16 protein-coding genes are annotated in these 24,119 nt (G+C 42.5%); 6 read left to right on the top strand and 10 right to left on the bottom strand.

Annotation, left to right across the window (positions count from 1 at the left end; translation table 11 throughout):
• Positions 1–59: 59 nt before the first annotated feature.
• Positions 60–1,490, bottom strand: coding sequence for a phosphoglucomutase/phosphomannomutase family protein (locus tag RRG12_RS20140; RefSeq protein WP_420760483.1), 1,431 nt, complete (start codon positions 1,488–1,490; stop codon positions 60–62).
• A 146-nt stretch (positions 1,491–1,636) separates the two neighbouring features.
• Here RRG12_RS20140 and RRG12_RS20135 point away from each other — a divergent pair, with 146 nt between their 5' ends.
• Positions 1,637–2,491, top strand: coding sequence for a PD-(D/E)XK nuclease family protein (locus RRG12_RS20135; protein WP_069068627.1), 855 nt, complete (start codon positions 1,637–1,639; stop codon positions 2,489–2,491).
• A gap of 210 nt (positions 2,492–2,701) precedes the next feature.
• On the opposite strand, the gene RRG12_RS20130 is transcribed toward RRG12_RS20135, so the two are convergent.
• The 3 genes from RRG12_RS20130 to RRG12_RS20120 all read right to left on the bottom strand — a co-directional run bounded on the left by RRG12_RS20130 (position 2,702) and on the right by RRG12_RS20120 (position 7,650).
• Positions 2,702–3,634 (bottom strand): iron-siderophore ABC transporter substrate-binding protein, encoded by a 933-nt coding sequence (locus tag RRG12_RS20130; protein WP_420760482.1) that lies wholly within the window; start codon positions 3,632–3,634, stop codon positions 2,702–2,704.
• Positions 3,635–3,822: 188 nt separating this feature from the next.
• Complete coding sequence (locus RRG12_RS20125) at positions 3,823–6,543, bottom strand: TonB-dependent siderophore receptor (RefSeq protein WP_420760481.1); 2,721 nt, start codon at positions 6,541–6,543, stop codon at positions 3,823–3,825.
• A gap of 108 nt (positions 6,544–6,651) precedes the next feature.
• Positions 6,652–7,650, bottom strand: a complete 999-nt coding sequence (locus RRG12_RS20120) for a helix-turn-helix transcriptional regulator (RefSeq protein WP_420760480.1) — start codon at positions 7,648–7,650, stop codon at positions 6,652–6,654.
• A 101-nt stretch (positions 7,651–7,751) separates the two neighbouring features.
• On the opposite strand from RRG12_RS20120, the gene RRG12_RS20115 reads away from it, so the two are divergent.
• Positions 7,752–7,961, top strand: a complete 210-nt coding sequence (locus tag RRG12_RS20115) for a hypothetical protein (RefSeq protein WP_069068629.1) — start codon at positions 7,752–7,754, stop codon at positions 7,959–7,961.
• Between the two features lie 289 nt (positions 7,962–8,250).
• Here RRG12_RS20115 and RRG12_RS20110 read toward each other — a convergent pair whose 3' ends face one another.
• The gene (locus tag RRG12_RS20110; protein WP_420760479.1) at positions 8,251–9,927 is read right to left on the bottom strand and encodes a transglutaminase domain-containing protein; all 1,677 of its coding nucleotides are present in this window, start codon (positions 9,925–9,927) and stop codon (positions 8,251–8,253) included.
• A gap of 473 nt (positions 9,928–10,400) precedes the next feature.
• On the opposite strand from RRG12_RS20110, the gene RRG12_RS20105 reads away from it, so the two are divergent.
• Together RRG12_RS20105 and recF are read left to right on the top strand one after the other, a co-directional pair.
• Positions 10,401–13,259, top strand: a complete 2,859-nt coding sequence (locus RRG12_RS20105) for a cation-translocating P-type ATPase (RefSeq protein WP_069068630.1) — start codon at positions 10,401–10,403, stop codon at positions 13,257–13,259.
• Between the two features lie 121 nt (positions 13,260–13,380).
• The gene (gene recF / locus RRG12_RS20100) at positions 13,381–14,502 is read left to right on the top strand and encodes a DNA replication/repair protein RecF (RefSeq protein WP_420760478.1); all 1,122 of its coding nucleotides are present in this window, start codon (positions 13,381–13,383) and stop codon (positions 14,500–14,502) included.
• 176 nt (positions 14,503–14,678) lie between these two features.
• Here recF and RRG12_RS20095 read toward each other — a convergent pair whose 3' ends face one another.
• Positions 14,679–15,155, bottom strand: coding sequence for an MgtC/SapB family protein (locus RRG12_RS20095; protein WP_420760477.1), 477 nt, complete (start codon positions 15,153–15,155; stop codon positions 14,679–14,681).
• A 778-nt stretch (positions 15,156–15,933) separates the two neighbouring features.
• Between RRG12_RS20095 and RRG12_RS20090 the strand changes: the two genes are divergently transcribed.
• Positions 15,934–18,282, top strand: a complete 2,349-nt coding sequence (locus tag RRG12_RS20090; RefSeq protein WP_420760476.1) for a putative PEP-binding protein — start codon at positions 15,934–15,936, stop codon at positions 18,280–18,282.
• Positions 18,283–18,509: 227 nt separating this feature from the next.
• Positions 18,510–19,334, top strand: coding sequence for an NAD-dependent epimerase/dehydratase family protein (locus tag RRG12_RS20085; RefSeq protein WP_069068635.1), 825 nt, complete (start codon positions 18,510–18,512; stop codon positions 19,332–19,334).
• Positions 19,335–19,434: 100 nt separating this feature from the next.
• Here RRG12_RS20085 and RRG12_RS20080 read toward each other — a convergent pair whose 3' ends face one another.
• From RRG12_RS20080 to RRG12_RS20065, 4 genes are all read right to left on the bottom strand, one after another.
• Complete coding sequence (locus tag RRG12_RS20080; protein ID WP_069068636.1) at positions 19,435–20,145, bottom strand: DUF4276 family protein; 711 nt, start codon at positions 20,143–20,145, stop codon at positions 19,435–19,437.
• Positions 20,145–21,245, bottom strand: a complete 1,101-nt coding sequence (locus RRG12_RS20075) for an AAA family ATPase (protein ID WP_069068637.1) — start codon at positions 21,243–21,245, stop codon at positions 20,145–20,147. Before RRG12_RS20075 ends, RRG12_RS20080 begins: the two co-directional genes overlap by 1 nt.
• 142 nt (positions 21,246–21,387) lie before the next feature.
• Positions 21,388–22,560, bottom strand: coding sequence for a hypothetical protein (locus tag RRG12_RS20070; protein ID WP_420760475.1), 1,173 nt, complete (start codon positions 22,558–22,560; stop codon positions 21,388–21,390).
• A gap of 224 nt (positions 22,561–22,784) precedes the next feature.
• Positions 22,785–23,441, bottom strand: a complete 657-nt coding sequence (locus RRG12_RS20065) for a DUF1361 domain-containing protein (RefSeq protein ID WP_420760474.1) — start codon at positions 23,439–23,441, stop codon at positions 22,785–22,787.
• Positions 23,442–24,119: the final 678 nt, after the last annotated feature.

The raw sequence follows: 24,119 nt of genomic DNA, 5'->3' as shown, positions 1-24,119 counted from the left end.
TTAAGAATTGTTAATTTACAACTCTTAACTCCTAACTCCTAACTCCTAATTCTTGATTCTTATGCCTCTAGTTTAGCAATGGCACTCTCTAACTCTTGGGCGATTTGGGTGAGTTTTTCGGGAGTGTTGGTTTCGAGGTAGACGCGCACCAGTGGTTCTGTACCGGAAGGACGCAGTAAAACCCAGCTACCCTCTTCTAAATAGAGCTTAATACCGTCTTTACGCCCCACTTCCTTGACTTTAATTCCTGCTACCTCTGTAGGTGGATTTTTAGTAAAGGAGTCGATGACGGCGGTTTTGTGGGCTTCTGTGAGATGCAAGTCTAGGCGGTTGTTGTAAAGTGGGCCATCGGCTTCAGCGATCGCTTCCTTGACAAGTTGACTTAGCGGTTTGCCTTCATAGGCGATCGCTTCTGCCACCAGCATATCGGCTAATACCCCGTCTTTTTCGGGAATATGCCCGATAATACTCAATCCGCCTGATTCTTCTCCACCAATTAATACAGCAGTTTCCCGCATTTTTTCGCCGATGTATTTAAAACCAACTGCTGTTTCGTAAATTTGCAGCCCATTTTTAGCAGCGAAATTATCCAGCAGGTGGGTTGTCGCCACAGTGCGGACAATAGCGCCAGTTTTACCTTTGTTTTTGATTAAATGACGTGCTAGAAGTAGCAGTACAGTATTGGGAGTGAGGACGTTTCCTTGTTCATCAACGATACCAAAGCGATCGCTATCTCCATCTGTCGCCAAGCCCAAATCAGCTTGATCTCGAACTACTGCTTCCACTAACTCAACTAATTGTTCTCCTTTGGGTTCTGGCATTCCACCCCCAAATAAAACATCTCTCCAATCGTGGAAACTTTCTAACTGAACGCCACTATGTTGCAAAACTTCATCTAAATATCCGCGAGAGGTAGAATACAAAGCATCGTACTTTACCTTTAAATTAGCGCTTCTGATCTTTTCTACATCAAGTAGAGTGTAGATAAATTTCAGGTAATCAGGTTTCGGATCGAAAATTGAAATTGAACCTGATGGGTTGCTTCCAGGCAACTCATCCGATGCACTTTCTATATTTGCCACAATAGTATCAGTAATCTCTGGAGTGGCAGGCCCAGCATAATCGGGTATATATTTAATTCCACAGTAAGGTGCTGGATTATGACTAGCAGTAAACATTAACGCCCCTGCGGAATTTAGGTGACGGGCGTTGTAGGCAATTACTGGTGTGGGGCAATCCCGATCAGTAATTTTCACAGTCCAACCTAAGTCTGCTAGGACTTGGGCCGCTGTTTGGGCAAACTGGTCAGCTAAAAAACGAGTATCGTAGGCAATAAGTACTGGTCTATCTTTTGTGTAGGCTGTTTCTAAGTAAGTGGCGATTGCCCTTGTTACTTTCCGCACGTTGGGAAAAGTAAAGTCATCGGCAATAATCCCTCGCCATCCATCGGTACCAAATTTTATCTTGCTGGAATTGCTACTAGCGCTCATTTTTGCCACTTGCTCCCGTACATTATCAGTACTATTAAAGCTTCCCGCAAAGCGTGTGTAGCAGCAAGTATCCTCCGAAGTTCTTTTCTAAGAAAGCCTTAGCTTAAACTTCTCCCCACCGTATTTTCTCTCACTGTTTCTGAGCAATGTCAACCCCCGATCGACCTTTTGCCAGTTATCACCTTTGGTCTCTAGTTGCCCCAGCAACCGGGCAAGAACGCTGGCATTGCCAGATGAGACGGGGGTTTATCAAGGCACGGCAACACGAACCACAAGTCAAGGCGCTGTTAGCGCAAGCCACCGCACCCCAACGGATTGGGATACTCGCCCAAAAAGGCGTTTATGAATTTCATCATCACAGGCATCTGTTGAAGCAAGCAGATGGTGTAGAAAGAGTTGCACAGCTACTTAAATTAGCCAACTCAAGCGATCAAGTCCAGCAACGCGTGCTGCAAATTTTGAAAAAATATCACGATGCGCCGTTGCTTTTGGATAAAGATATTATCCAATTAACTCCGGGTGATGAAGGCTTTCCTAAACCGATAGTAGTTGAACAAGAGGATTATTGTTTTCGCTTATATGCGGCTATGGACTGCGTTTTCATTGAGTCTGATAGCACTTTACATATTTTAGATTTCAAAACTGGTAAGTCGGCTTTTGACCAACGACAGGCATTAGTTTATTTATTAGCAGCTCGTTATCTTTACCCTGGACGAGAAGCTGTGGCATCATTTTATAATTTAGAAATATGTAAAAAGTCTGAGTTAATTAGCATTAATAATAGTGAATTAGAATCCTTAAAATTTGAATTAGCGAACATTGCTCACAAGCACCAACACGACTTGCAAAAATATCAGGAACAAAGTAGTAATTTCAGTAAAATTTTCCCTCCTAATCCTGGCTCTCACTGCCGCTTTTGTCCATTTAACTCCATCTGTGAGTTTGCTGATTTCAAGCAGCATCAATCATATCCACTGCCCAGTTTAAGAGTTAATAGCTAATAGGGGAAAGGGAGAGAGAATTTACAATGTTCGCTTTTCGTAGACATCGCATTCCAAGTAAACACCTGAAAATATTGTCTGACAAGTATTTATAATCAGGAATTTCAATGCGTCTGATTTACGTCTTTATCTTCGTTTGCTCTGGAGGAGCGGTCTAAGCGCAGAACGCAAGCTACGCCAACGACAATTGCACTGATAACTGTTCACTGTTCACTGATAACTGTTAACAAGGTATTTTTCCAGATCATCGAGGATGGCATTAATCGCAAAAATATCCGAACTATGCCAATGTCTGCCTACAAAATAAACTTTATTTTTTTGAAAAACTTCGAGTTGTGACCATAAAGGACTTTGTTTAAGCTTATTTAACGTCTTTTTATCATCTTCCCTTTCCCAAGATACAAAGAAGAGAACATCTCCATCAATATCAAATATTTTTTCTTTGGATATATTTTCTATATAGAAGAAATCTCCCCTTTGTGATTTGGGACGTTGCAGACCAATATCCTTCAAAACTGACCCAGAGAAATGCTTCTCTCCATAAGACCAAATGCCTGATTCTGAAGATGTATTTGCAATAGATACCTTAATAGTATTGCGGCGATTCTCTTTTGGAGAGGCTGCGCCAACGCCCAAAGCTTGCTTAAGTTTTTCCACCCGTTGCCAATACTTATCTATCAATTGCTTACTAACTTCTTCTTTGCCCAAAATAGTAGCAAGTTCTTCTAACATATCTCTCCAGGGGGGTGAGGGATAGGGTGTATTGAGTACTACTGTAGGTGCAATATAAGATAACTGTTTGTAAATACCTTTTAAGTCAGAGCCAGAAATAATTAGGTCTGGTTTAAGTTTCAAAATCTTTTCTATATTCGGGTTATTAGAACTTCCTACAGATTCTACTTGCTCTACTTTACTTTGAAGATATTTCGCCATAGGAAAACCCGGAACATGAGTCGATGCAATAGCACGGATACCTAATGCCCAGGTATTTTCAAAACTATCAAGCGTCACTACCCGTTGAGGGTTGCGAGGAATGCAGGTGCTACCCATTACATGTTGCACGTTTCGACAATTCTCAACAGACTGTTTATAGCTAGTAATATTAATATCATGAGTTGTGTTACAAGCCGAAACTAGTATCACTGTTAAGATACTTAAAAGTATCAAATAGGTGAGGCGGCGCAAAGAAATACTCGTGAGCATTTAGGCATATCGATTAAATAAAGTGCAAATGTAGGGAAGGCAATTTTGCGGCAAAACTGCCTTTGTGTTAGAGTGGCGTGACACACCATTAAAAATTGTAGATTCTTAAGTTTCTGTTCCTTAACAACCTAAAATCTCCATGAAATCGTTCCTTGAACAGCGAAAGGTTCGCCTGGATCAACAAATGTTCCAGACCCAGTTTGATAATAATCCACATTGAAGAGATTACGGAAATTTAAGGCAGTGCGGAATTGCTCGCGTTCATAAAAAATTGCCGCATCTGTACGGAAGTAACTGGGAAGCTCGAAAGTATTAGCCAAATCTGCTGCTCTTTCTCCAACATAATAGAAGCCTAATCCAAATCCTAGTCCTTGCAAATCACCTTGTTGAATTCTGTAAGTTGTCCACAGGTTGAATGAATGTTCAGGAGCAGAAAATAATCGATTGCCCACAATGCTTGGAATCGTATTATCTTTCGTGACTCTAGCATCGGTGTAGGCATATCCTCCAATAATGTTCCATCCCGGTAAAATTTCGCCACTGATATCTAACTCAATCCCTTGGCTTTTTTGTTCTCCAGTTTGAACCGAAAAGCCAGGAGGAGTATTAGGATCGGGATCGTCTGTCGTCACATTAGAACGGGTCAAATCATAGAAGGCAAGGGTTGCCGAAACTCGGTCATTCACATCTGCTTTAATGCCTACTTCATACTGGGTTCCCCGCTCTGGTTTAAATGCTTCTCCAGTAGCAGATGTACCGATTGTCGGAGCAAAAGATCGCGCAAAACTAGCATATAAAGAAATGGGCGGAATGGGTTGATAAACAATTCCTACTCGCGGACTAAATGCAGTGTCTGATTGGCTGGTTTCTATATCCGTAAGTCGATCAATTTTGGCCTCATCAAATATATCTACTCGTCCGCCTAGCAGAAGCTTTAAGTTTTCAGCCAGAGTAATTTGATCCTGGAGATAAATACCAATCGTATCTCTGGTTGTTAACTGAACGAAGTTGCGACCACTAGAAACAACAGTTTGATCGTAGACTGGATTGAAAATGTCTACCGGGGCAGCAGGAATGCCAAATTCAAAACTGAGATCGGTTATATTTCGACTCAAACTCAAGCCAAATAGAAGTTGGTGATTGATGGGCCCAGTGCTGAATTTACCAAGTAGATTCGTATCTAGATAGTAGAAATCGTAAAATTGACTGCCAATAGAAGCACTTCGATTTAGCGTGCGATTATCATCCGCTAGACTAGTGGGAGAAATAGTATAAGGCACTCCACCGCGATCGTCATCATTAGCGAACACATAGCGGAAGGCATTTCGTAGCTTCCAATTCTCATTAAATCGATGCTCTAAGCTATACCCAATTCTGCCTTGAATTGTCAGATTATCTGTTAATTGACCTATGGCGTTAAAACTACGACGCACTCTGCCATTGGGGTTCGGCAGTACACTACCCACTGCTGGTAATCCGCTTGATCCCTGTCCATTTCTTTCCAATCTGTTGATATCACCCTCAACCACTAAGTCTGTATTTTTACCCAGGTTAAAGCTCAAACTGGGAGCAATAGAAAACCTTCTAGCTTGGTTAAAGTCAATGAAACTCTGAGTACTCCGATAACCAATATTCAAGCGGTAGAGAGCCGTTTTAGAATCATTCAACGGCCCTGAAAAATCGATCGCTCCCTGATACTCGTCAAAACTACCAATAGTCGCGCTAACTTCGTAGAATGGATCGCGCAATGGCTTTTTAGTAACGAAGTTGACAGTACCGCCAATACCACTGAATCCAGTTTCGCCATACAAAACAGACGCAGGCCCCTTTAACACTTCTAAGCGTTCCACGTTGACAAAGCCGCCATCTGAAGTAATTTGTGGATCGGGAAGTCCGTTGACGAGAGAGTTAGAATATACCTCAAAGCCTCGAATCGTAAAATAGTCTCTACTTGAACCTGAGCTAGAAATTGAGGTGACACCGCTAACGTTTTCCAATGCGTCTGTAATGCTTCTTGCTTGACGGTCTTGCAGCACCTGTCGCGGCACTACCTGAATTGACTGGGGAATATCACGCAATGGGGTATCTGTTTTCGTTCCCACTGAGGTATCTGGTACGCGATAACCATCCTGTTCTGCCGTGACTACCAATTCAATTGGGTCATCCTGTTGGGCTGCGGGTTGTTCTTCGGGTGTTTCCGTTACTGGCTTTTCTTGGGTTGGTTGTTCTGGTTCCTGTGCTGTTGTGGCTGTAGATGCAACTGTAAAAATCAACCCCACATTATCGTCAAATAACTCAACCGCAGGTAAAGCTTTCTCGCCAATTACCGTTACCCGCACGGTATTCGCATCAATATTCGTAGCTGTGATTTCCGTAATTCCCGCCAGGGGTTTTTCCGACTTAAACGTGAAAGCATCGCCATTGGGTAAACGCAACTGCCCACCAATTATATCTGCAATAAAATTATTACCCGTACTGCGATTGGCAATTTGCAGTTTTTCCCCTTGGGTTGTCTCTAAAATTACCTCGACACCGCTATCGGTGGGATTTGCCTTGACTCCCGTAATTACTACAGTTGATTGAGTGCCAGAAGTTGGTGATTGCGAAAGTAAGTGTTTGACACTAGTCGCTGGAAACTCGGTTTCACTGAGTGTTTTAATTCTGGTGACAACTTTATCCTGCTCCTTTTCTGATGCCAATACCTGTTCAGGTTGAGGAACTATGCCACCGATGATCCCAACTACACTCACTATTAACCAAAGATAAATGTCGAGGGTTGGCGATCGCCACTCCCTTGGGGAGTATAGCGTAAAATATTTGTTACCAGAAGTAGAACACCAACTTTTCATACCACTCCCTACACCATTAAACAATACTGCTTATTGCTTATATTTCTTAATTGCAATAAACGAGAGTGTAGAGGAGTTGAACTAGTTGAGTCTATCCCAAAACAATAGTTATAGTCCCGAAACAAGAGTTTTGCCGAAAAAACATTCTCTGGGTGTGATGCCAAACTTGCGTTTGAAGGCAGCAGCAAAATGTCCTAAATGTGAGTAACCAACAATGTTAGCAACTTCGGCAACTGTGAAATCACTACTGTGTAACAGCTGATGGGCTTGTTCCATACGCTGATCCGTCAAATAACCAAACACTGTTGTACCGAACTGCATTTGAAACCCTTTTTGCAGCGTACTCTCGCTCACACCTACCTCTTGTGCTAACTCTGACAATAAGGGTGGATTCTCTAAACGTGCTTGTAAAATTTCTTTGGCATAATGAATTTTAGCAATAGTATCTCTTTTTAATCGCGGTGATAATTGCCTTACCTTATTATCTTCTAAAAAAGGAGCTAACTGTAAAGCCATCAATTCTATAACCTTACCCTGCAAATACATCCGCTTGGTAGTTCCCTGATAAGAGCAGTTAATAATTTGCAATACCACACTTTGGATAACTGGATTAGTTTTGGGATAAATTAATGTTTGCCAATCGCTTTCTTTTCCCAAAAATTGCAACTGAGGCAGCATTTCCCCATCCTTTCCAGGGAAAAAAGTCCTCAGCAAATCAGGTGGCATGATGATATCAACACCCAAAATCCTTTGGGAATGGCGATAAGACGAATCAGCTTTACGTTGAATTCCACCACCAGAAATAAACGTATATCCTTCCCCAACCTGCCCATAAGTATCTGTATACATCCCTAAAGCTAAAGCACCAAACTGGAGAGGATGATTACTTTCAGGGATTTTCAGGGCAATATCACGATCGTATTCCTTATCAACAATAATTAGCCAAAGTTCAGGATATATTTCAATTGCTCGATAGTAACCTCTACCGAGATGTTTGGGCATTTCATCAAGATGTTCATCTGGTTCTAATGTTGGGTCAAATGTACTATCTTCCTTACTTTCCTTCAATAGTTCTTCGTAGTCTTTGATTGTTAAGGTGATTGTCATTGCTAGCGATTATCAAGCTTTAATGATAATTAATCTCAATAATCTTACCACTAAGTTGTTTGGGAGAAAATAATATATGGTTTTTCAAAGGTTTTTAAGACATGACGAGAGTTCAAAAAAAGATGAGAATGGAAGAAGTTGGTGTACCTCCAACTGAGCCAGAAAGAGAATTTGAAGGTTTTCAATCATGGATTGAAGAAAAATATGGGATTAACTCAGGTCAGTCATGGTCTAAGATAATCCTTTTCTATTCTGTAGATGAGCCTGAGAGGATGTTTGAAAAGTCCTCTTGTCGGTATCAAAAGTTTTAGATCCCCCTAAATCCCCCGATAAATTGGGGGACTTTGACTTCGGTTCCCCCTTTTTTAAGGGGGGTTAGGGATCTAAAGTGCCTAAAATAACAGCGAAACACTTTTCAAACAACCTCTGAGGCACTACAGAAATTTTTTGAATTATTTGAAGAATACTTGAATAGGAATAAGAGTTTAGAAATAGACAAAAATTGTGGTTAAACAGAGAGTATTAAGGTGTGTTATGCCTACGGCATAACACACCTTACTCGCTTTTTCAGCGCCTTTCCAGGATGCTCAATACCCTAATTCAAAAGTCTGGTAATTCTTTTAGAATTGTGAAGCGAATATGATTAATCGCCAAATCACCGATGGGGATATCTTCTTTGGTTAGTCGCGCACCTTGACTTGTCACGGTTTCAAAGGTGATACCTTTGCCAATTTCAATGTGATACCAACATAAGCCCATAAAAAAGCGCGTTGGATAAGGGCCACCTTCACCCACATCATCAGGATTTGATTCCATTGGCAACCAGCCAAAATTCGGGACGTAGAACTCCAGCCAAACATGATTAAAGTCGGGTTGTAGTGGCACTCCTAGTAAGTCACTATGGGGAGGACATTTGTACCTACCTACGGTACGGCAGGGGATGCCATTTAAACGGGCTAGGGCAAGTAAGACACCGACATATTCGCCACAGGAACCAACGCCCCGTTCTAAAACGATATCTGGCGTGTCAATGTAAGGTTTAATACCGTAAGATAATTGATCGTAAACGTAGTTGCGGATGCTGTACATTTTCCGCAGCACATTGGTTTCAGAGCCAATCGCTTCTCTAGCAGCACGGCGAACAATGGTAGTATCCATTGCTAAATCGTCGTCATCCACTAGGTAGCGTGTTTGCAATTCTGGGGAGAGTGCAGGAACGTTTTCCACATCTCTGGGTGTGATGCGATATTTAATGCCTCGAACTTCCAAAAGTGCTTTCCAGCCAAATATATGCCGTTCTCCTGGGGTAAGAGAATCAAATTTAAATACTGCTACACGTTGCCCCTCTATCACTTCTTCGGTAAAGGGTATACCAATGGCTTCAACGTGTTTCACCTTTTGACGCTCAGTTTCCGATGGTAGGGCGATGCGCCATTCCACATCAGGTAAATAAACCTCGTCTAAGGGTGCAATTTCCTCAGCATAAGACATTTCAATGAGATAACCATTAGAGAGGGCGTAACACTTATCTGGCTGGTAATGATAATACAGGGGATGAATAAAAGTGCGATCGCGGAACGTTAGCTCATGACTCGGATCAGCATTGGGATTATCCCGAATATAAGGCTCCTCTGTGGCGTAGGCAACGTAAATACTTTCTTGTCCTGTTTCGTCATTTTTATGGATTGCAATACCTGTGGGACATTCAAATGGTGTTAGGACACTGAATTGCAGTTCACCCGTGGCTCTGTCCATCGCGTAAACTGATTGTTCAGTGCGATCGCAAATCCATAGCATTTCTCGGTTGACTGCCAAATTCTCTATCCCAACTCCAGGAGCATAAAATCTGGTAATCTCTTTTCGCGTTTCGCGGTCAAAAACCAGAATGTAGCCCAGCCTTTGGCAACTTACATAAACTGCTGTTTCCCAAACAGCAACGCCATCAGCGGGATAAGGCAATGTTACAAAATGTTCTAGACCCAAAGCATTGAGCTTGCACAAGTAAACACTATTTTCTCGGCTCACCCACAGGGTATCTTCCCACGCAGCTAGACCAGTGACATCAGTAAATTCTTTAACTTGATGGGGATTGAGAATTTTGCTGTTGTCAGAGGTGGGATCAATCTCCAGTAGATGGCCTTTAATACTGTCAATGGCAAGTAGCCTATCTTTGATGAAAGTAATGCCACACAGGGTAGCAGCAGTAAGCGGTCGAATTGTCTTTTGCCCAAACATCTGGCTTGCGGTCGTGGGGAGTGCAAAACTTATATTAAGCATATTTCTTGAATGGTTTAGCACGCCTGGGCAATTCAAAATTAAAAATTCGTCTTGAAAAGTTTGCTAAATCGGGTAACCCTACTGGCACGCCAGTTCGCTTGAGCGAGGAAATACACAAGCGAGTGGCTCAACTTTTGACAAAATTAAAAATGAAGAAATGCAATCGGGCCATGCATCCTAACTATTGATTACGGGATGTAAATGAAAGCAATGGCAGCCTGAAATTAATTGTGGCATATCCTCTGTAACAAAGCTTCAAAGCTCTATTACTCATAATTATCAGTAAAATGTGTTCCAATAAACTCTTTCGTGAGAAATAATACTATCTTAAAAAAAGAATAAATTTACAAATGTTAAAAATTACATATAGACTCATACAACTAGGCGATCGCCTTAATGTAACTTTAGAAGATGGAATTCCTGCCATCACTAAATTATGATCGAATTTTGTAACTATTCCTGTGACTTACACGATGTCTGCTAATTCTCTGCCTGAAGGTGCCGCCGTTTGGCATAGTTTAGAAGTTGATAAAGCGTTAGACCTGCTCGATAGTAACGCAGACAGTGGCTTAACACCCCAAGAAATTCAACAGAGATTACAAAAATACGGCCCCAACGAACTCGAAGAAACTGCTGGCCGTAGCACTTGGGAAATTCTGCTGGATCAGTTCAAGAACATTATGTTGTTGATGCTGATTGGCGTAGCTCTGATTTCCGGGATTTTAGACCTGATAGCTTTGCAATCTGGCAGTTTGAAGCCCGGTGAAGTGCCATTTAAAGATACGATCGCTATTTTGGCAATTGTCATCCTCAATGGCATACTCGGCTACGTCCAAGAAAGCCGTGCCGAAAAAGCCTTGGCAGCCCTGAAAAAAATGACCTCTCCCTTGGTGCGAGTCATCCGCGCCGCCAGACTTGTGGAGATAGCAGCCAAGGAACTAGTCCCAGGGGATGTCATGCTGCTAGAAGCTGGGATGCAGATAGCCGCAGATGGACGCTTGATCGAACAGTCGAATTTACAAGTGCGTGAGTCGGCATTGACGGGTGAAGCCCAATCTGTGAATAAACAGGCAACCCTAAAATTGCCCGAAGAAACAGATTTAGGCGATCGCCTAAATTTAGTATTTCAAGGAACCGAAGTTATCCAAGGACGCGCTAAGGTTCTGGTGACTAACACCGGCATGACAACAGAATTAGGCAAAATTGCCACTATGTTGCAGGCTGTGGAAAGTGAACCTACGCCATTACAGCAGCGAATGACTCAACTGGGTAACGTCCTGGTTACGGGTTCTTTGATTTTGGTGGCGATCGTCGTCGTCGGCGGTGTGATCCAAGCAAGAGGTTTTAGCAACATCCAAGAACTCTTGGAAATTTCCTTGAGTATGGCGGTTGCCGTGGTACCAGAAGGTTTACCAGCGGTAATTACCGTTACATTGGCTCTGGGAACCCAGCGAATGGTGCGCCAAAATGCCTTGATTCGCAAACTCCCAGCAGTGGAAACATTGGGTTCTGTAACCACTATCTGTTCTGATAAAACCGGCACGCTGACTCAAAATAAAATGGTGGTGCAATCGGTTTTCACCAATAACAAAACTTTTCGCGTCACCGGCGAAGGTTATGCTCCCACAGGGGACTTTCAGTTAGATGGTCAAACAATTTCCCTAGAGGAGTCTCCAGAAATCTCAGCGTTGTCAGTCGCCTGTGCTGTTTGTAATGATTCGGTGTTGCAAAAAGAACAAGGCGAATGGGCAATTTTAGGAGATCCTACAGAAGGGGCGTTAGTCACCCTGGCGGGGAAAGCCGGAATCGAAAAAGACCAGTGGAACAATAAGTTACCTCGTGTAGTGGAGTTCCCCTTCTCCTCAGAACGGAAGCGGATGAGCGTGATTTCTCAGGTGGAGGGAGTCGCCACAGGTGACGCGTCTTCGAGAGGCGTTGACCCAGCGATCGCTAATTTTCTCCAATCTGAGCCTTACTTAATGTTTACCAAAGGTTCTCCAGAGTTAATTTTGGCACGTTCGACTCAAATTCATTTGGGTAATCACTCAGCCCCCTTAACCGAAGAACAACGCCAGAAAATTTTGGCAGAAAATGACCAAATGGCCGGTAAAGGTTTACGGGTGCTAGGTTTTGCCTACAAACCCCTGGCGGACATCCCAGCAGAAGGTTCAGACGAAACATCTGAGCAAGGTTTGGTTTGGCTGGGATTGGTGGGAATGCTAGATGCGCCACGCCCAGAAGTCAGGGCAGCTGTCCAAGAGTGCCGAGAAGCAGGTATTCGCCCAGTGATGATTACAGGCGACCACCAATTAACAGCACGAGCGATCGCTACTGATTTGGGAATTGCCCAAGAAGGCGATCGCGTTCTCACAGGTCAAGAATTGCAACGGATGACTGACCAGGAATTAGAGCAAAACGTTGACTTAGTAAGCATCTATGCCAGAGTTTCTCCAGAACACAAACTGCGAATTGTCCAAGCACTGCAACGCCGGGGTCGATTTGTAGCGATGACAGGCGATGGCGTTAACGATGCCCCAGCCCTCAAACAAGCCGACATCGGGATTGCAATGGGCATTACTGGCACTGATGTCAGTAAAGAAGCCAGTGACATGGTGTTACTTGATGACAACTTCGCCACCATTGTTACCGCCACCAAGGAAGGAAGAGTTGTTTACACCAACATCCGCCGCTTTATTAAATACATCCTGGGCAGTAACATTGGTGAAGTTCTGACAATTGCAGCCGCACCTCTAATTGGTTTGGGAGGCGTTCCCCTTACCCCCTTACAAATTCTGTGGATGAACTTGGTGACAGATGGTTTACCAGCTTTGGCATTAGCTGTAGAACCTCCAGAACCGGATGTAATGCAACGTCCGCCTTTTAGTCCCCGCGAAAGTATTTTCGCCAGGGGATTAGGTTCTTACATGATTCGCATTGGGATAATATTTGCCATTATCACCATTGCCTTAATGTGGTGGGCTTATCAACATACCCATGCCCCTGAGTATCAAGGAAATCCCGATACTTGGAAGACAATGGTATTTACTACCTTGTGTATTGCTCAAATGGGCCATGCGATCGCCATTCGCTCCAATAACCGACTGACTATCGAGATGAATCCCTTCTCCAATATCTTTGTATTAGCGGCTGTTGTCGTCACCACGATTTTGCAGTTGATGCTAGTTTACGTCCCACCCCTGCGAGATTTCTTTGGTACTCACTACCTGACTCTAGAAGAATTGGGGGTTTGTATTGGCTTCAGTGCCTTAATGTTTGTGTGGATTGAAGGGGAGAAGATATTTTTGCGGATTATGGGCAAGAAGGCTGTGTAAATTGGGCATGGGGCATGGGGCATGGGGCATTGGTTATTAATCTATTCTCCTCTACCCTTCTCTGCTCTCGTGCTTCTCTTTTGTCTCCCTCGTCTCCAATGCCCCATGCCCAATCTTCACCATGTACCTCAAAACTCTAAACCTCCGACAATTTCGCAATTATCAAGACCAAAAGGTTGAGTTTACTGCTGCCAAAACAATTTTGGTAGGTAATAACGCTCAGGGAAAGTCGAATTTGTTGGAGGCGGTGGAGTTGCTGGCGACATTGCGATCGCACCGAATGGCCCGCGATCGCGATTTGGTTCAAGAAGGGGAAGCCATAGCCCAAATTAATGCCACCCTTGAGCGACAAACAGGCGTTAGTGACCTGACCTTAACTCTCCGGCGCAATGGTCGCCGTAGCGTTGCTATCAATGGCGAGTCTATCCGCCGTCAAATGGATTTTCTCGGAGTTCTCAATGCAGTCCAATTTTCCAGCTTAGATTTAGACTTAGTACGCGGCGGCCCGGAAGGTCGTCGCAACTGGTTAGATACACTCTTAATTCAACTCGAACCAGTTTATGCTCACATTTTGCAGCAGTATAACCATGTGTTACGCCAGCGCAATGCCTTTTTAAAACGCCATGTAGAAACCTTGGATGCAACATCTCTACACTCAGAATTGGCGGTGTGGGATGCACAGTTAGCGACCACAGGAACTAGGGTAATTAGAAGACGCGATCGCGCCATTCAAAGATTAGCTCCTATTGCAAGTGCTTGGCACGCCAGTATTAGCGGCAGTACAGAAGTTCTGCAAATTAATTACGTGCCGAATATTCCCTTAGAAGATAACCGTCTAGAGGAAGTGCAACAAGCTTTTTTAGCAAAAATTCAGCAGCGAGCGATCGCTGAAATGCACCAAGGCACTACCCTTGTTGGCCCCCATCGCGACGAAATAGAATTAACTATTAACCAGACACCCGCTCGTCAATACGGTTCTCAAGGTCAACAACGAACGCTGGTTCTAGCCTTAAAATTAGCCGAATTGCAATTAATTGAAGAAGTCGTCAAAGAGCCACCATTGCTATTACTTGATGATGTTCTTGCCGAACTCGATTTATCCCGTCAAAATCAATTACTTGATGCTATTCAAGATCGCTTTCAAACCCTAATTACTACCACTCACTTGGGTTCTTTTGATTCGCAATGGTTGAAGTCCTCACAAATTCTTTTTGTGAAATCAGGAGAAATAATCCAACAGTAATGTTTGAATAAGAATTCAGAAGTCAGAATTCAGGAGTCAGAATCAAGACGCGACGCTCGTTCGCGTAGCGTGTCGCAGACAAGACTCGCTTGCCGCCGGCGCTATCCGCCAGTCGTACAGAATACCCAACTGAATTCTGACTCCTGACTCCTGAATTCTGTTCGATAAATTCTGAATTATTCTAACCTTTTAAAAACGTTGAGAACTACAAAAGTAAGTAGAGAAGCGATTAATCCTAACTGCCATAAACCGCAGCCAGCAGCAATTCCCAAAGCAGCCGAAACCCAAATCGCTGCTGCTGATGTGAGTCCGTGAATTTCAAGTCGCTGTGATTCTTGAGAAGATTGGCGGACAATTTCTCCAGCACCGAGAAATCCTACACCAGTTGCAATCCCCTGAATCACCCGGCTAATTGCATCCCTCTCAATCACCCGACTAACTTCATCAGGACTGGTTTGTAGTCCTCCTGTTTGCATAATTGTCAAAATAAAAATAGCTGAACCAAAACTCACCAGCATGTGAGTTCTTAAACCGGCTGGTTTGCGTTTAATTTCGCGGTCTAAGCCGATTATTGCTCCAACAAGCAATGCAATGCATAGCCGGAAGCTTATATTCAGCCAATCATTAGTTGCAAGGTAGTAAGTGTTTGACAATGCTTAGTCTGGTATAGAGTATTCTATATACTAGGTTAACTGGTAATATTTTTATTAATGGAGTTTAATCCAATGGGTTTAGTGCAATAGCCTATCTCGTATTTGGATTCTATCAATTCAGTAATGTTTTTTAATCTGCTAAATTAATATCTTCCATTGTTAGGATTATTTTTCAGTAATATATTCTTTCTGTCAATAAATTGAGGTTTGCATTGCGAAATTATGGCAGTGATCATAATTTAGGCAAACTACATGAATTTTAAGTTTATTAAATAGTTTTTGGGCTATTTAAAAGAACTGACAATATAAGATATTACCTTAAATTGCTAGATTTAACCCATACATTTAATAATTAAATATGATCCTGCCATATACAATCTCGTAAAAGAACTAAAGTGCCAGTTTTAGGGAAAGGAGGCAAAATGAAGGCAAAAATTTGATTTCCAAAGGAGTGGAATTACAGTAAGTAGAACGGCGTGAATAATTCAAGGTTTGCAGTGGGGACTTTAGTCCTCTCTTAAGGGCTAAAGTCCCCACTGCAAGCTACTTCAATTAAATTTTACATTACTTAATGTAGTTTGTTTTTTTCTCGCCGACTTACTTAATACATCGTGTAACTAGCAATTAGCCACTAACAAAATCGGTAAATTCAACGTAAATGCTGGAAACTATTCTTATTGAGGAGTGCTGATTCAGTAGTCAGTGGATTGACGGCTGATAATGTACCAGGAGGAAATAGCTATGGCTACAAATAGACAACTGACAACTAACAAATTGAGTGGATAAACTCTACTGGCTAGACCAAATTAAATTACAAGACCGCGCCAAGGTAGGTGACAAAGCGTTTTACTTGAGCAAAATTATCCAGCGTGGCTATCCGGTAGTGCCTGGTTTTGTGGTTTCAGCGGAAACTTTACGACAATTTCTCGAAAATCTCAATAGTTCAGAGTCATTAGTGGCTGACTTACCCCATTCTTCATTACACCTGGATGTCACTAATTGGCGTCAACTTCAGCAGGTGGCTAGTCGTTTGCGCCAAGAAATTCTGACTGCGACTGTGCCACAAGAGTGGGTAAGTACAATTTTCCAAGCAGCTAGAGAATGGCAAACTGGCTGTTTGATTCTTCGACCGACTTTGGCAGTATCAACTGCTAACCCAGGGATGAAGAATATATCTGGGTTGCTGGAGTCGGTGTTTTGTGAGTGCGAACCCGAAGCGATCGCTTTTGCCCTAAAGCGTACCTGGAGCCAGATATTTCGGGCGAGAAGTTTATTATATTGGCAGCATTCAGGAATTAATCTGCAACAAACTAATCTCGCCGTTTTGGTGCAACCTGTTGAGAATGCGATCGCCAGTGGCTCGCTCACAGCAAAGCCTTCTGGGTGGGAAATTGAGGCTACTTGGGGATTAGGAATTGCGATCGCTCAAGGTGAAGTCCAACCAGATATCTACTACATTCAACAAGAAAGTGGGGTTGTGCTGGAGCAACAACTAGGCAATAAAATGCTGGCTTATGGTGTTGATGATGCAACGCCTAGAGCTTTTTCGCAACCCGTGCCGAACTCAGTGCTAACAACAGATCACACTTGTCTGAGTACCTATCTAATTCAGGAAGCGCAACAAAAACAGTACTCTTTACAAGAACAATACTTACAACAAATAATTGCTCTAGGAACTCAACTGGTGAGTGAACTGGGTAAAACCTTCACCATTAAATGGACTATTGCTGGGCACAATACATCTGGCAAACTCTACATCACACAAGTTAGTCCTCTCCAATCTGTAATTCCCCACTTACACTTCATTCGGGGACTAGGAGCAGCCGGGGGACGTGTTGTGGCAAATGCCCTGGTAATTATTAATCCGCAACAGAAACCCGAACAACTACCCAAGGGAGTGATTTTAGTAGTACCAACGATTACACCTGATTGGTTGCCATTATTGCAACAAGTTGCTGGTATTATCACAGAACAAGGGGGATTAACCAGCCATGCTGCAATTCTGGCGAGAGAATTAGGTATCACAGCAGTAGTAAACGCCACATCTGCCACCACTTTAATTCAAACTGGCGAACGACTGCTGCTTGATGGCGACAGAGGAGAAGTTTATCGGATCAAAGGAGATTCAAAGGAGGAGATGGAGAAAGGAAGAGAAGAAAATCTTCTTTCCCCCCATCACCCCAAGCCAAAAGTCCCCCATCCTGCTGTTACGTTTCATCTACCTATGATTGCTACCCAACTACTGGTTAATTTAAGTCAGTCCACTTTAGTAGAACAAGTGCAAAGCTTGCCTGTGGATGGGGTGGGATTGTTACGCTCAGAATTGATGGCACTAAATATATTGAATGGGCAACATCCTAATAGTTGGATTTTAAGCGGGCGTCAGCCAGAATTATTAGAGCTATGGTCTGAGCAAATTATGCAGTTTGCGCGTGCCTTTGCACCAAGACCAGTATTTTATCGTTCTTTAGATTGGCGATCGCAGGATTTACCATCATTGAGTGATAATTTAGAATCTTCGTCCCAGTCGATGTTAGGTGAACGCGGCACTTTTAGTTATTTACGAAATTCCGCAGTATTTGAGTTGGAACTGAAAGCTTTGGCGAATGTACAGCAAGCTGGCTACAGCAATGTCAACCTACTATTGCCCTTTGTGCGGACTGTGGAAGAATTTGTCTTTTGTCGTCGTAAAGTTGAGCAAGCTTTTTTAACTGAGGTGGCGCAATTTCAATTATGGATAATGGCAGAAGTGCCAAGCGTCCTATTTTTATTACCAGAATATGTCAAAGCAGGTGTAGCTGGAATTTCTATTGGTACAAACGACCTGACCCAATTATTGCTTGGAGTGGATCGAGAACAAGGACAGCTAGCAAGAGTATTTAACGAACGTCATCCAGCAGTGATGAGTGCGATCGCTCAACTGATCCAAATGGCTCAAACTGCCGGTATCCCTTGTTCAATCTGCGGTCAAGCACCAGCCCTCTATCCAGAAATCATCGATAAGTTAGTGGAATGGGGTATTACTTCCATTTCCGTGGAACCAGAAGCAGTGGAGCGAACATATCAAGCGATCGCTCGTGCCGAACAACGTCTGATTTTAGCAGCAGCACGACGAAAACTGCATTAGTTAAGAGTGATTCAATTTTGGATTGAAGGAAAAATCTAAAATTAGCAGAGTTATATAAAAATTGAAAATGTTTTTAATCATAACACCAATTTTAAAAAAGAATGCAACAAATAAACCATTTGTAGAGACGCGATTCATCGCGTCTTTTACCCAAGGATGTGTTGAAGCATTAATTGAATTGGCATAAGTATACATATTAGTAAATATGATAAATACTCCTGAGTGTTATGAAAATATTAGTTACTGGCAACGCAGGAATGATTGGTTCAGTTGTTGAAAAAGTTTTGCGTGCTGACGGATGTGAAGTGATTGGCTTTGATATAGCAAATGGTCATAATATTCTGAATTCAAATGAAATTAGTTCAGCACTTGTTGGCTGTGATGCAGTTATTCATCTTGCAGCACTACTTGGAAATTCTGAAGATACGCCGGATGAAATAATGTCAGTCAATCTTCTCGGAACTTGGCATGTTTTAAGAGCAGCAGCAGAGGCAAAACTCAAACGTGTTGTTTTCTTCAGCAGTGTTGATGTATTAGGAATCTTTAAAGGTGAAAGAAAACCGGATTATCTTCCTTTGGATGACTATCATCCTTGTTATCCAACTACCCCTTATGCAGTTTCCAAGCGGCTTAGTGAAGAAATGTGCAGATATTTTACCGATAGCACAGGTATCCCAACTATTTGTTTGCGACCACCTGGTGTCTTTGATGAAGAAACTTACGATTTTATTATTTCTAATCGGCAAGCTAATCCCGATTTTGAGTGGAATCCGTTTTGGGAATACGGCGCTTTTCTGGATGTGAGAGACGCAGCAGAAGCAGCACGATACGCTTTACACTGTCCTAATCCTGGTCATGTTACCTTGCTACTATGCGCTGATGACATTTCTTCGGCGCATCAAACTAGTAAAGAAATGGCTCAATCTCTACTACCTGAAGTGGATTGGCGCGGAGGTGGTGAATATGAAAATGAACCTTACAAAGCCTTGATTAACACCCAACTTGCTAAAGAAGTCCTTCAATGGGTTCCGCGTTATAAATGGCGACCATGAGTTTGGAAATTTTCTGCTAAAGTTTTGAGTTCAGCAATTTTAACTTTGGCGTTGCTGATTGAAAGTATGAATTAGCCTCACGCAAGAGTAAGTCAATCACTTAGACTATCTCAGCAGAATTGTTACGGTAATTATTTAATGATTCTAGCTGTAACAGCCATGTATTGAAGTGGGGACACCTACTCCGAATTACTTCTAGTCCTATTTGTTCAGCCAACTGTGGCCCAAAAGCAGACTTCGCTTTTCCATAATCAGGAAACTGAGCGATGATGCGTTTACTGGGAGCTGTTTGCTGTCCGTCGTTGATCAACTCAGGTGTTTCATATTGATTAGCGATCACCTGGAGAGCCTCAATCTCCCTTGTACGAAGAGCATCAAGATATTTAAAGCACGTTGGATCAGCAAAAAGGTATGCCTCGTATTCATGTAACTGAATGTACGGGATAAATCGGTAATCACCGATATCCTCTGCAAAGCGTTGCTCTAGAAATTCGACCCGTTGTACAGGATTTTGGCGCAGACTCTCAGCTTCAGCCAATCCAGGAAAATCAGGAGCAATAGCATACAAATCAATCATCGTAGTAAAGAACACCTTAGAGCCTTTCTCTTGATTGAGAAAGCGCACGATGTCATCCTTCATAGGCTTGTACTTTCGACCACCACCGCGATGCACATGACCTTTCTTTCTGGCATGAGCAATCAACATAATCTTGTCCATAAAAACACTATGTTGAGCAAGATATAGTTTAAGGATGTTATCGGCGAATGTCTGCTCCGTTTGTCCTTCAGCAAATAGGTAGAGGCGCACCATCAATGCGGTCCTCCGCCAATGATATTTTTCTCCCAGACTTCTCCCAGAGTGTACTCGTCGAGCCAAGCTTCTAATTCTGTGGGATTGAGCCGCTTGAATTGTGACTCTTTACCCTCTCGGTTGACCGCAATCACATCTTCAGGATCAAAATTATCCAAGAAAGAACTAGATTGGGTGCTGATAAGAATTTGCGTATGAAGCGAAGCCTTGCTAAACAAGCCAGCCACAACATTTAGAGCATAGGGATGAAGACCTAGTTCTGGTTCATCAACAACAATCAGTTTTGGTAGTTTATCCTCTGGCTGTAAGAGTAGTGTTGCCAGACACATAGCGCGTAAAGTGCCATCTGAAAATTGATGGGGTCCAAATACCCGATCTGAATCCTTTTCTTGCCAATTCAGAATGACACGATTAGATGCATCTGGCTCAAGAACAAAGTCATCGAAAAATGGTGCAATTAAACGGATTGTTCCGATAATACGTTGATAAACTGAAAAATTGTCTTCGCGGAAATTCAGAAGTAATGCAGCTAAATTTCCGGCATCAGGCATGAGCCATCGGTTATCGCCAACGTAGCAAGATTGCCGCACTTCTGCCGTAGAAGATGTATCGTGAAAGTGATATACACGGCAACGATCAAGCAAGTACTTAAGCGTCCTGGCTGTTTGTTTACCTTCCTCTGCTGCTTCACTAATTTTTGTTTCCTGATGACCTGCACCCAACTGGTCAATCCTTGGGGATGTCCAACCCATTTGCAGAAAGCTCAATGTCTCTTGGGCGAAGATCAGCGTATCACCTGCGGCATGGAATAACCGCAGATCATAGGTATCCACCCCGTTTTCGACTTCAAACTCCAGTTTTGCTTCTATCTGAGGAGTTATCTTGGGCCCAAAGTGCAAGAGCGACTGAGCACGCCCTGACATACCAATATATTGTTGGAAGCGTCCAGCCATCATCTCATTAAGCATCTTGAAGAACGAGATGAGATTGCTTTTGCCTGCTCCATTTGCTCCAATCAAAATATTTAAAGGGCGCAACTCAATATCAATAGCCTTAATAGACTTGAATCCGTTAAGGGTTAATCGTTGCAGCCTGTTCAAAAGTCGGTCTCCTGAATCTATAAATTAAAGTATATTAAGTAGAATCTTGGTCATTTTACCTTGTTATTATACAACGAGCAATAATAGTTATCATTGGTGTTGTATACAGCACATTCAACTTTATACAACACCATCAAAATGTTCAATATCGGTAAATCGCCGCAACGGCTGTGCTATATGGAATCTGTTCAAAGGGAACAGCGTAAACCGTACCACCGTTTAATAAAGTATGAGCAGCAACAAAATCCAACAAATCCTCATCACCAGTTTCTTTTTCTGGATGCAAATAAACCGTTTCTGAGGTCGGATCGAATAAACCCCACTGTTGCTGACCAACTGCAACTAGTAAGGAATCGACTCGTTGGTAATAAGCCGCTGAGACAATTTCTTTGAGGTTGTTTGATGCTTTACCAGTATCACCGCCAAAGAATTCGTGAAATTGCTCCAAAACCTCTTGCTGCGACTTTTGGAAATCAGCCTCGACAATTGGCCAAGCTTGGTCATGTAACTCTTGGGCGCTGAGAATTTCTGGATTACCAGTGATAGCTTCATCCATCAAATGCTGGTAAGTATTTGCCTGTCTATATAAAGGCAAGAGATACTCTACCCCAGCCAGTACCAAAGGGGCTTTTTGCAATTTTAGTTTTTCGTGCAATGCGCCATCAATAATCTGAAAGAATTGTAGTATGTATTCTTGTTGTTTATCCTTTTCAGGGCTTCCCTGTCCGTGAAACGTACCTGGTTGCGAAAAGGAATTGGCGGTTCCCCCTCTTGATGTTGCAAGCCGGAACTGACCTTCTTTAGCAGTCTCGTCTTTTTGCAAAGCTTCATCTAGACTTTTAGGAAGATTTTCTACTTCCACCTGATTGACGCTGTAGCGTGTTCCTTCAAAGAACCTGACATCTTGTTGGCTCAAAGCCAGGATATAAAAGCGACCATTGCCATTTAAAATTGGCAGCAGTGGCTTGATGTGAAATCGATCTGTAACCACGACCAACTCTTGAAAATCAATTGGTAGCGTGTAATAGCGAAAAATATTTTCAGAAATAAAAATCGCCAGCCCTTGCTCTCCTTTTTGCTCCCAAAACTCTTGGGTATCAATTTCATGGGATTTTTCTAGCAATGCGATCGCTTCTTTCTGTTCCAAACCCGCATCAATTAAACGATTCTCCGCTTCCTTGAGCAAATTTTTAAAGCGAATGGGGTCTTGTCGCACTTCTGCCCCGACTGGATGTGTTGGCATATAAATTGAAACACAATTTCCTTTTGGTTGTTCTATTAATGTCTTGATCTCCTCTCTAGAAATTAATTGCATATTATATCCCTCCTATCAACCTGATCAGATGCATCAGACCATCGATATTAAATGATCTGATGGGACGTTATTCTCAGATGGCGACGGTTGAAGTTCAACCTTTGCCTCTGAGTTTATTTCACCTCAAGGAGGCTTTAGTTGCATCTTTCTTTTGATAGGCAATATTCATGTTTGAGAATTACTAATTAAAACCCAAAATTTAAAAGCCAAAATAGCCACATTTATCAAATGTTTGGCGTGTTAGAGTTTGCGCGTTCTGAGTTTATCCCTATTCTACTATCTCGTTGACCAAGACCTAAAGTTACTCGTTTCATAATCCAGTACAAACCTGCAAGTACCACAAAGGTGATAGCAATAATCACCAAGGGCTGTTTCCCAAGAATTTCTTCTACCCCTTTGGTAAGTAAAGCATCCGGTTGAGTAATAAAATCCCAACTGTTGAAACGTAAAAATCGTCCCCAATAGACACCAACCGCACACAGAAAATGAGTAATCAACTCAACGCGCCAAATCCACTGGCTTTTACCGATGCGATGTAAGTAGTGACCCCAATTAATTAACGATATTACATAAGCTTCAAATCCACCGAGAATTACTAGCAAATATACAGGAATCAGGACTAAAGTAATTATCCAAACCGATTGAATCGTGCGGATATCATCTATCAAATGAATTACATCGGTCAACAAATATGGTGCATTTGGTAAGAAAGCGTAGAAAACTAAGAATCCTAGCCACCAAAGCCAAGTGCCACCGCGTCTCATGCGAAATAGCCACACACTCAAAGCCAAAGGTATAAAAGCCAGAAATAAATTCCAAGTCATCCATCTCATATTAATTTGCAATACCTGCACAACTCTGGCTATCAATTCTTCTTTCATAGGTGCTTACTCGGAAGATATTTGATTGATGTATATTCACTCTAGTGATTGATTGATAAACTTTTTTTAGTCCCCCAAGAAAATTACTTTTCTCCAATACCAGACAATATTGTTGTGTCACTTAAAAGTAAATGCACACTGAATATATGTCCAAAGTTTAGAGTTTTTGTATGTTTCATGCTGGGAGATGAAATTTGTCAATCAATCGGCTTAAGTCACTAGTATAGCCAGAAAATCATCAGGGTAAAATCTACCACCGAAAGGAAGTCTGAGCAACAAAAACGTTGCGAAAACTTCTGGCGGACTCTTTTAATTGCAATGTTGCTCCTGTCCTGGCTATTATATTGATTTCATTTTGCCTTGCTAGAGTTCCAGAAGTACCCAAAGTTTTTGTCAAGTCAGTTTTGCTTAGGGCGGGCGAGACGCCACTGGTGTCAACTTAACGCGAAACCGCACGTCCGCCAGGGATTTACAATCTTTGGCGGGTGAACAACACCCAATCTCAGTACGCTAAAGTCCTCTGAAGAGGACTTCATAGCGCAAAAATTTTCAGTCTACTTCAGTAGACTTGAGCAATTAGTCAGGGATTTACAATCCCTGGCGGGTGAACAACACCCAATCAGTACGCTATTTTTGGCAAAAGTAGACACAAATGGCTTTTCGGGCACACATAACAAA

The organism is Nostoc sp. CALU 546 (genome assembly GCF_048836525.1).
This window is presented reverse-complemented; position numbering and strand designations above follow the sequence as displayed.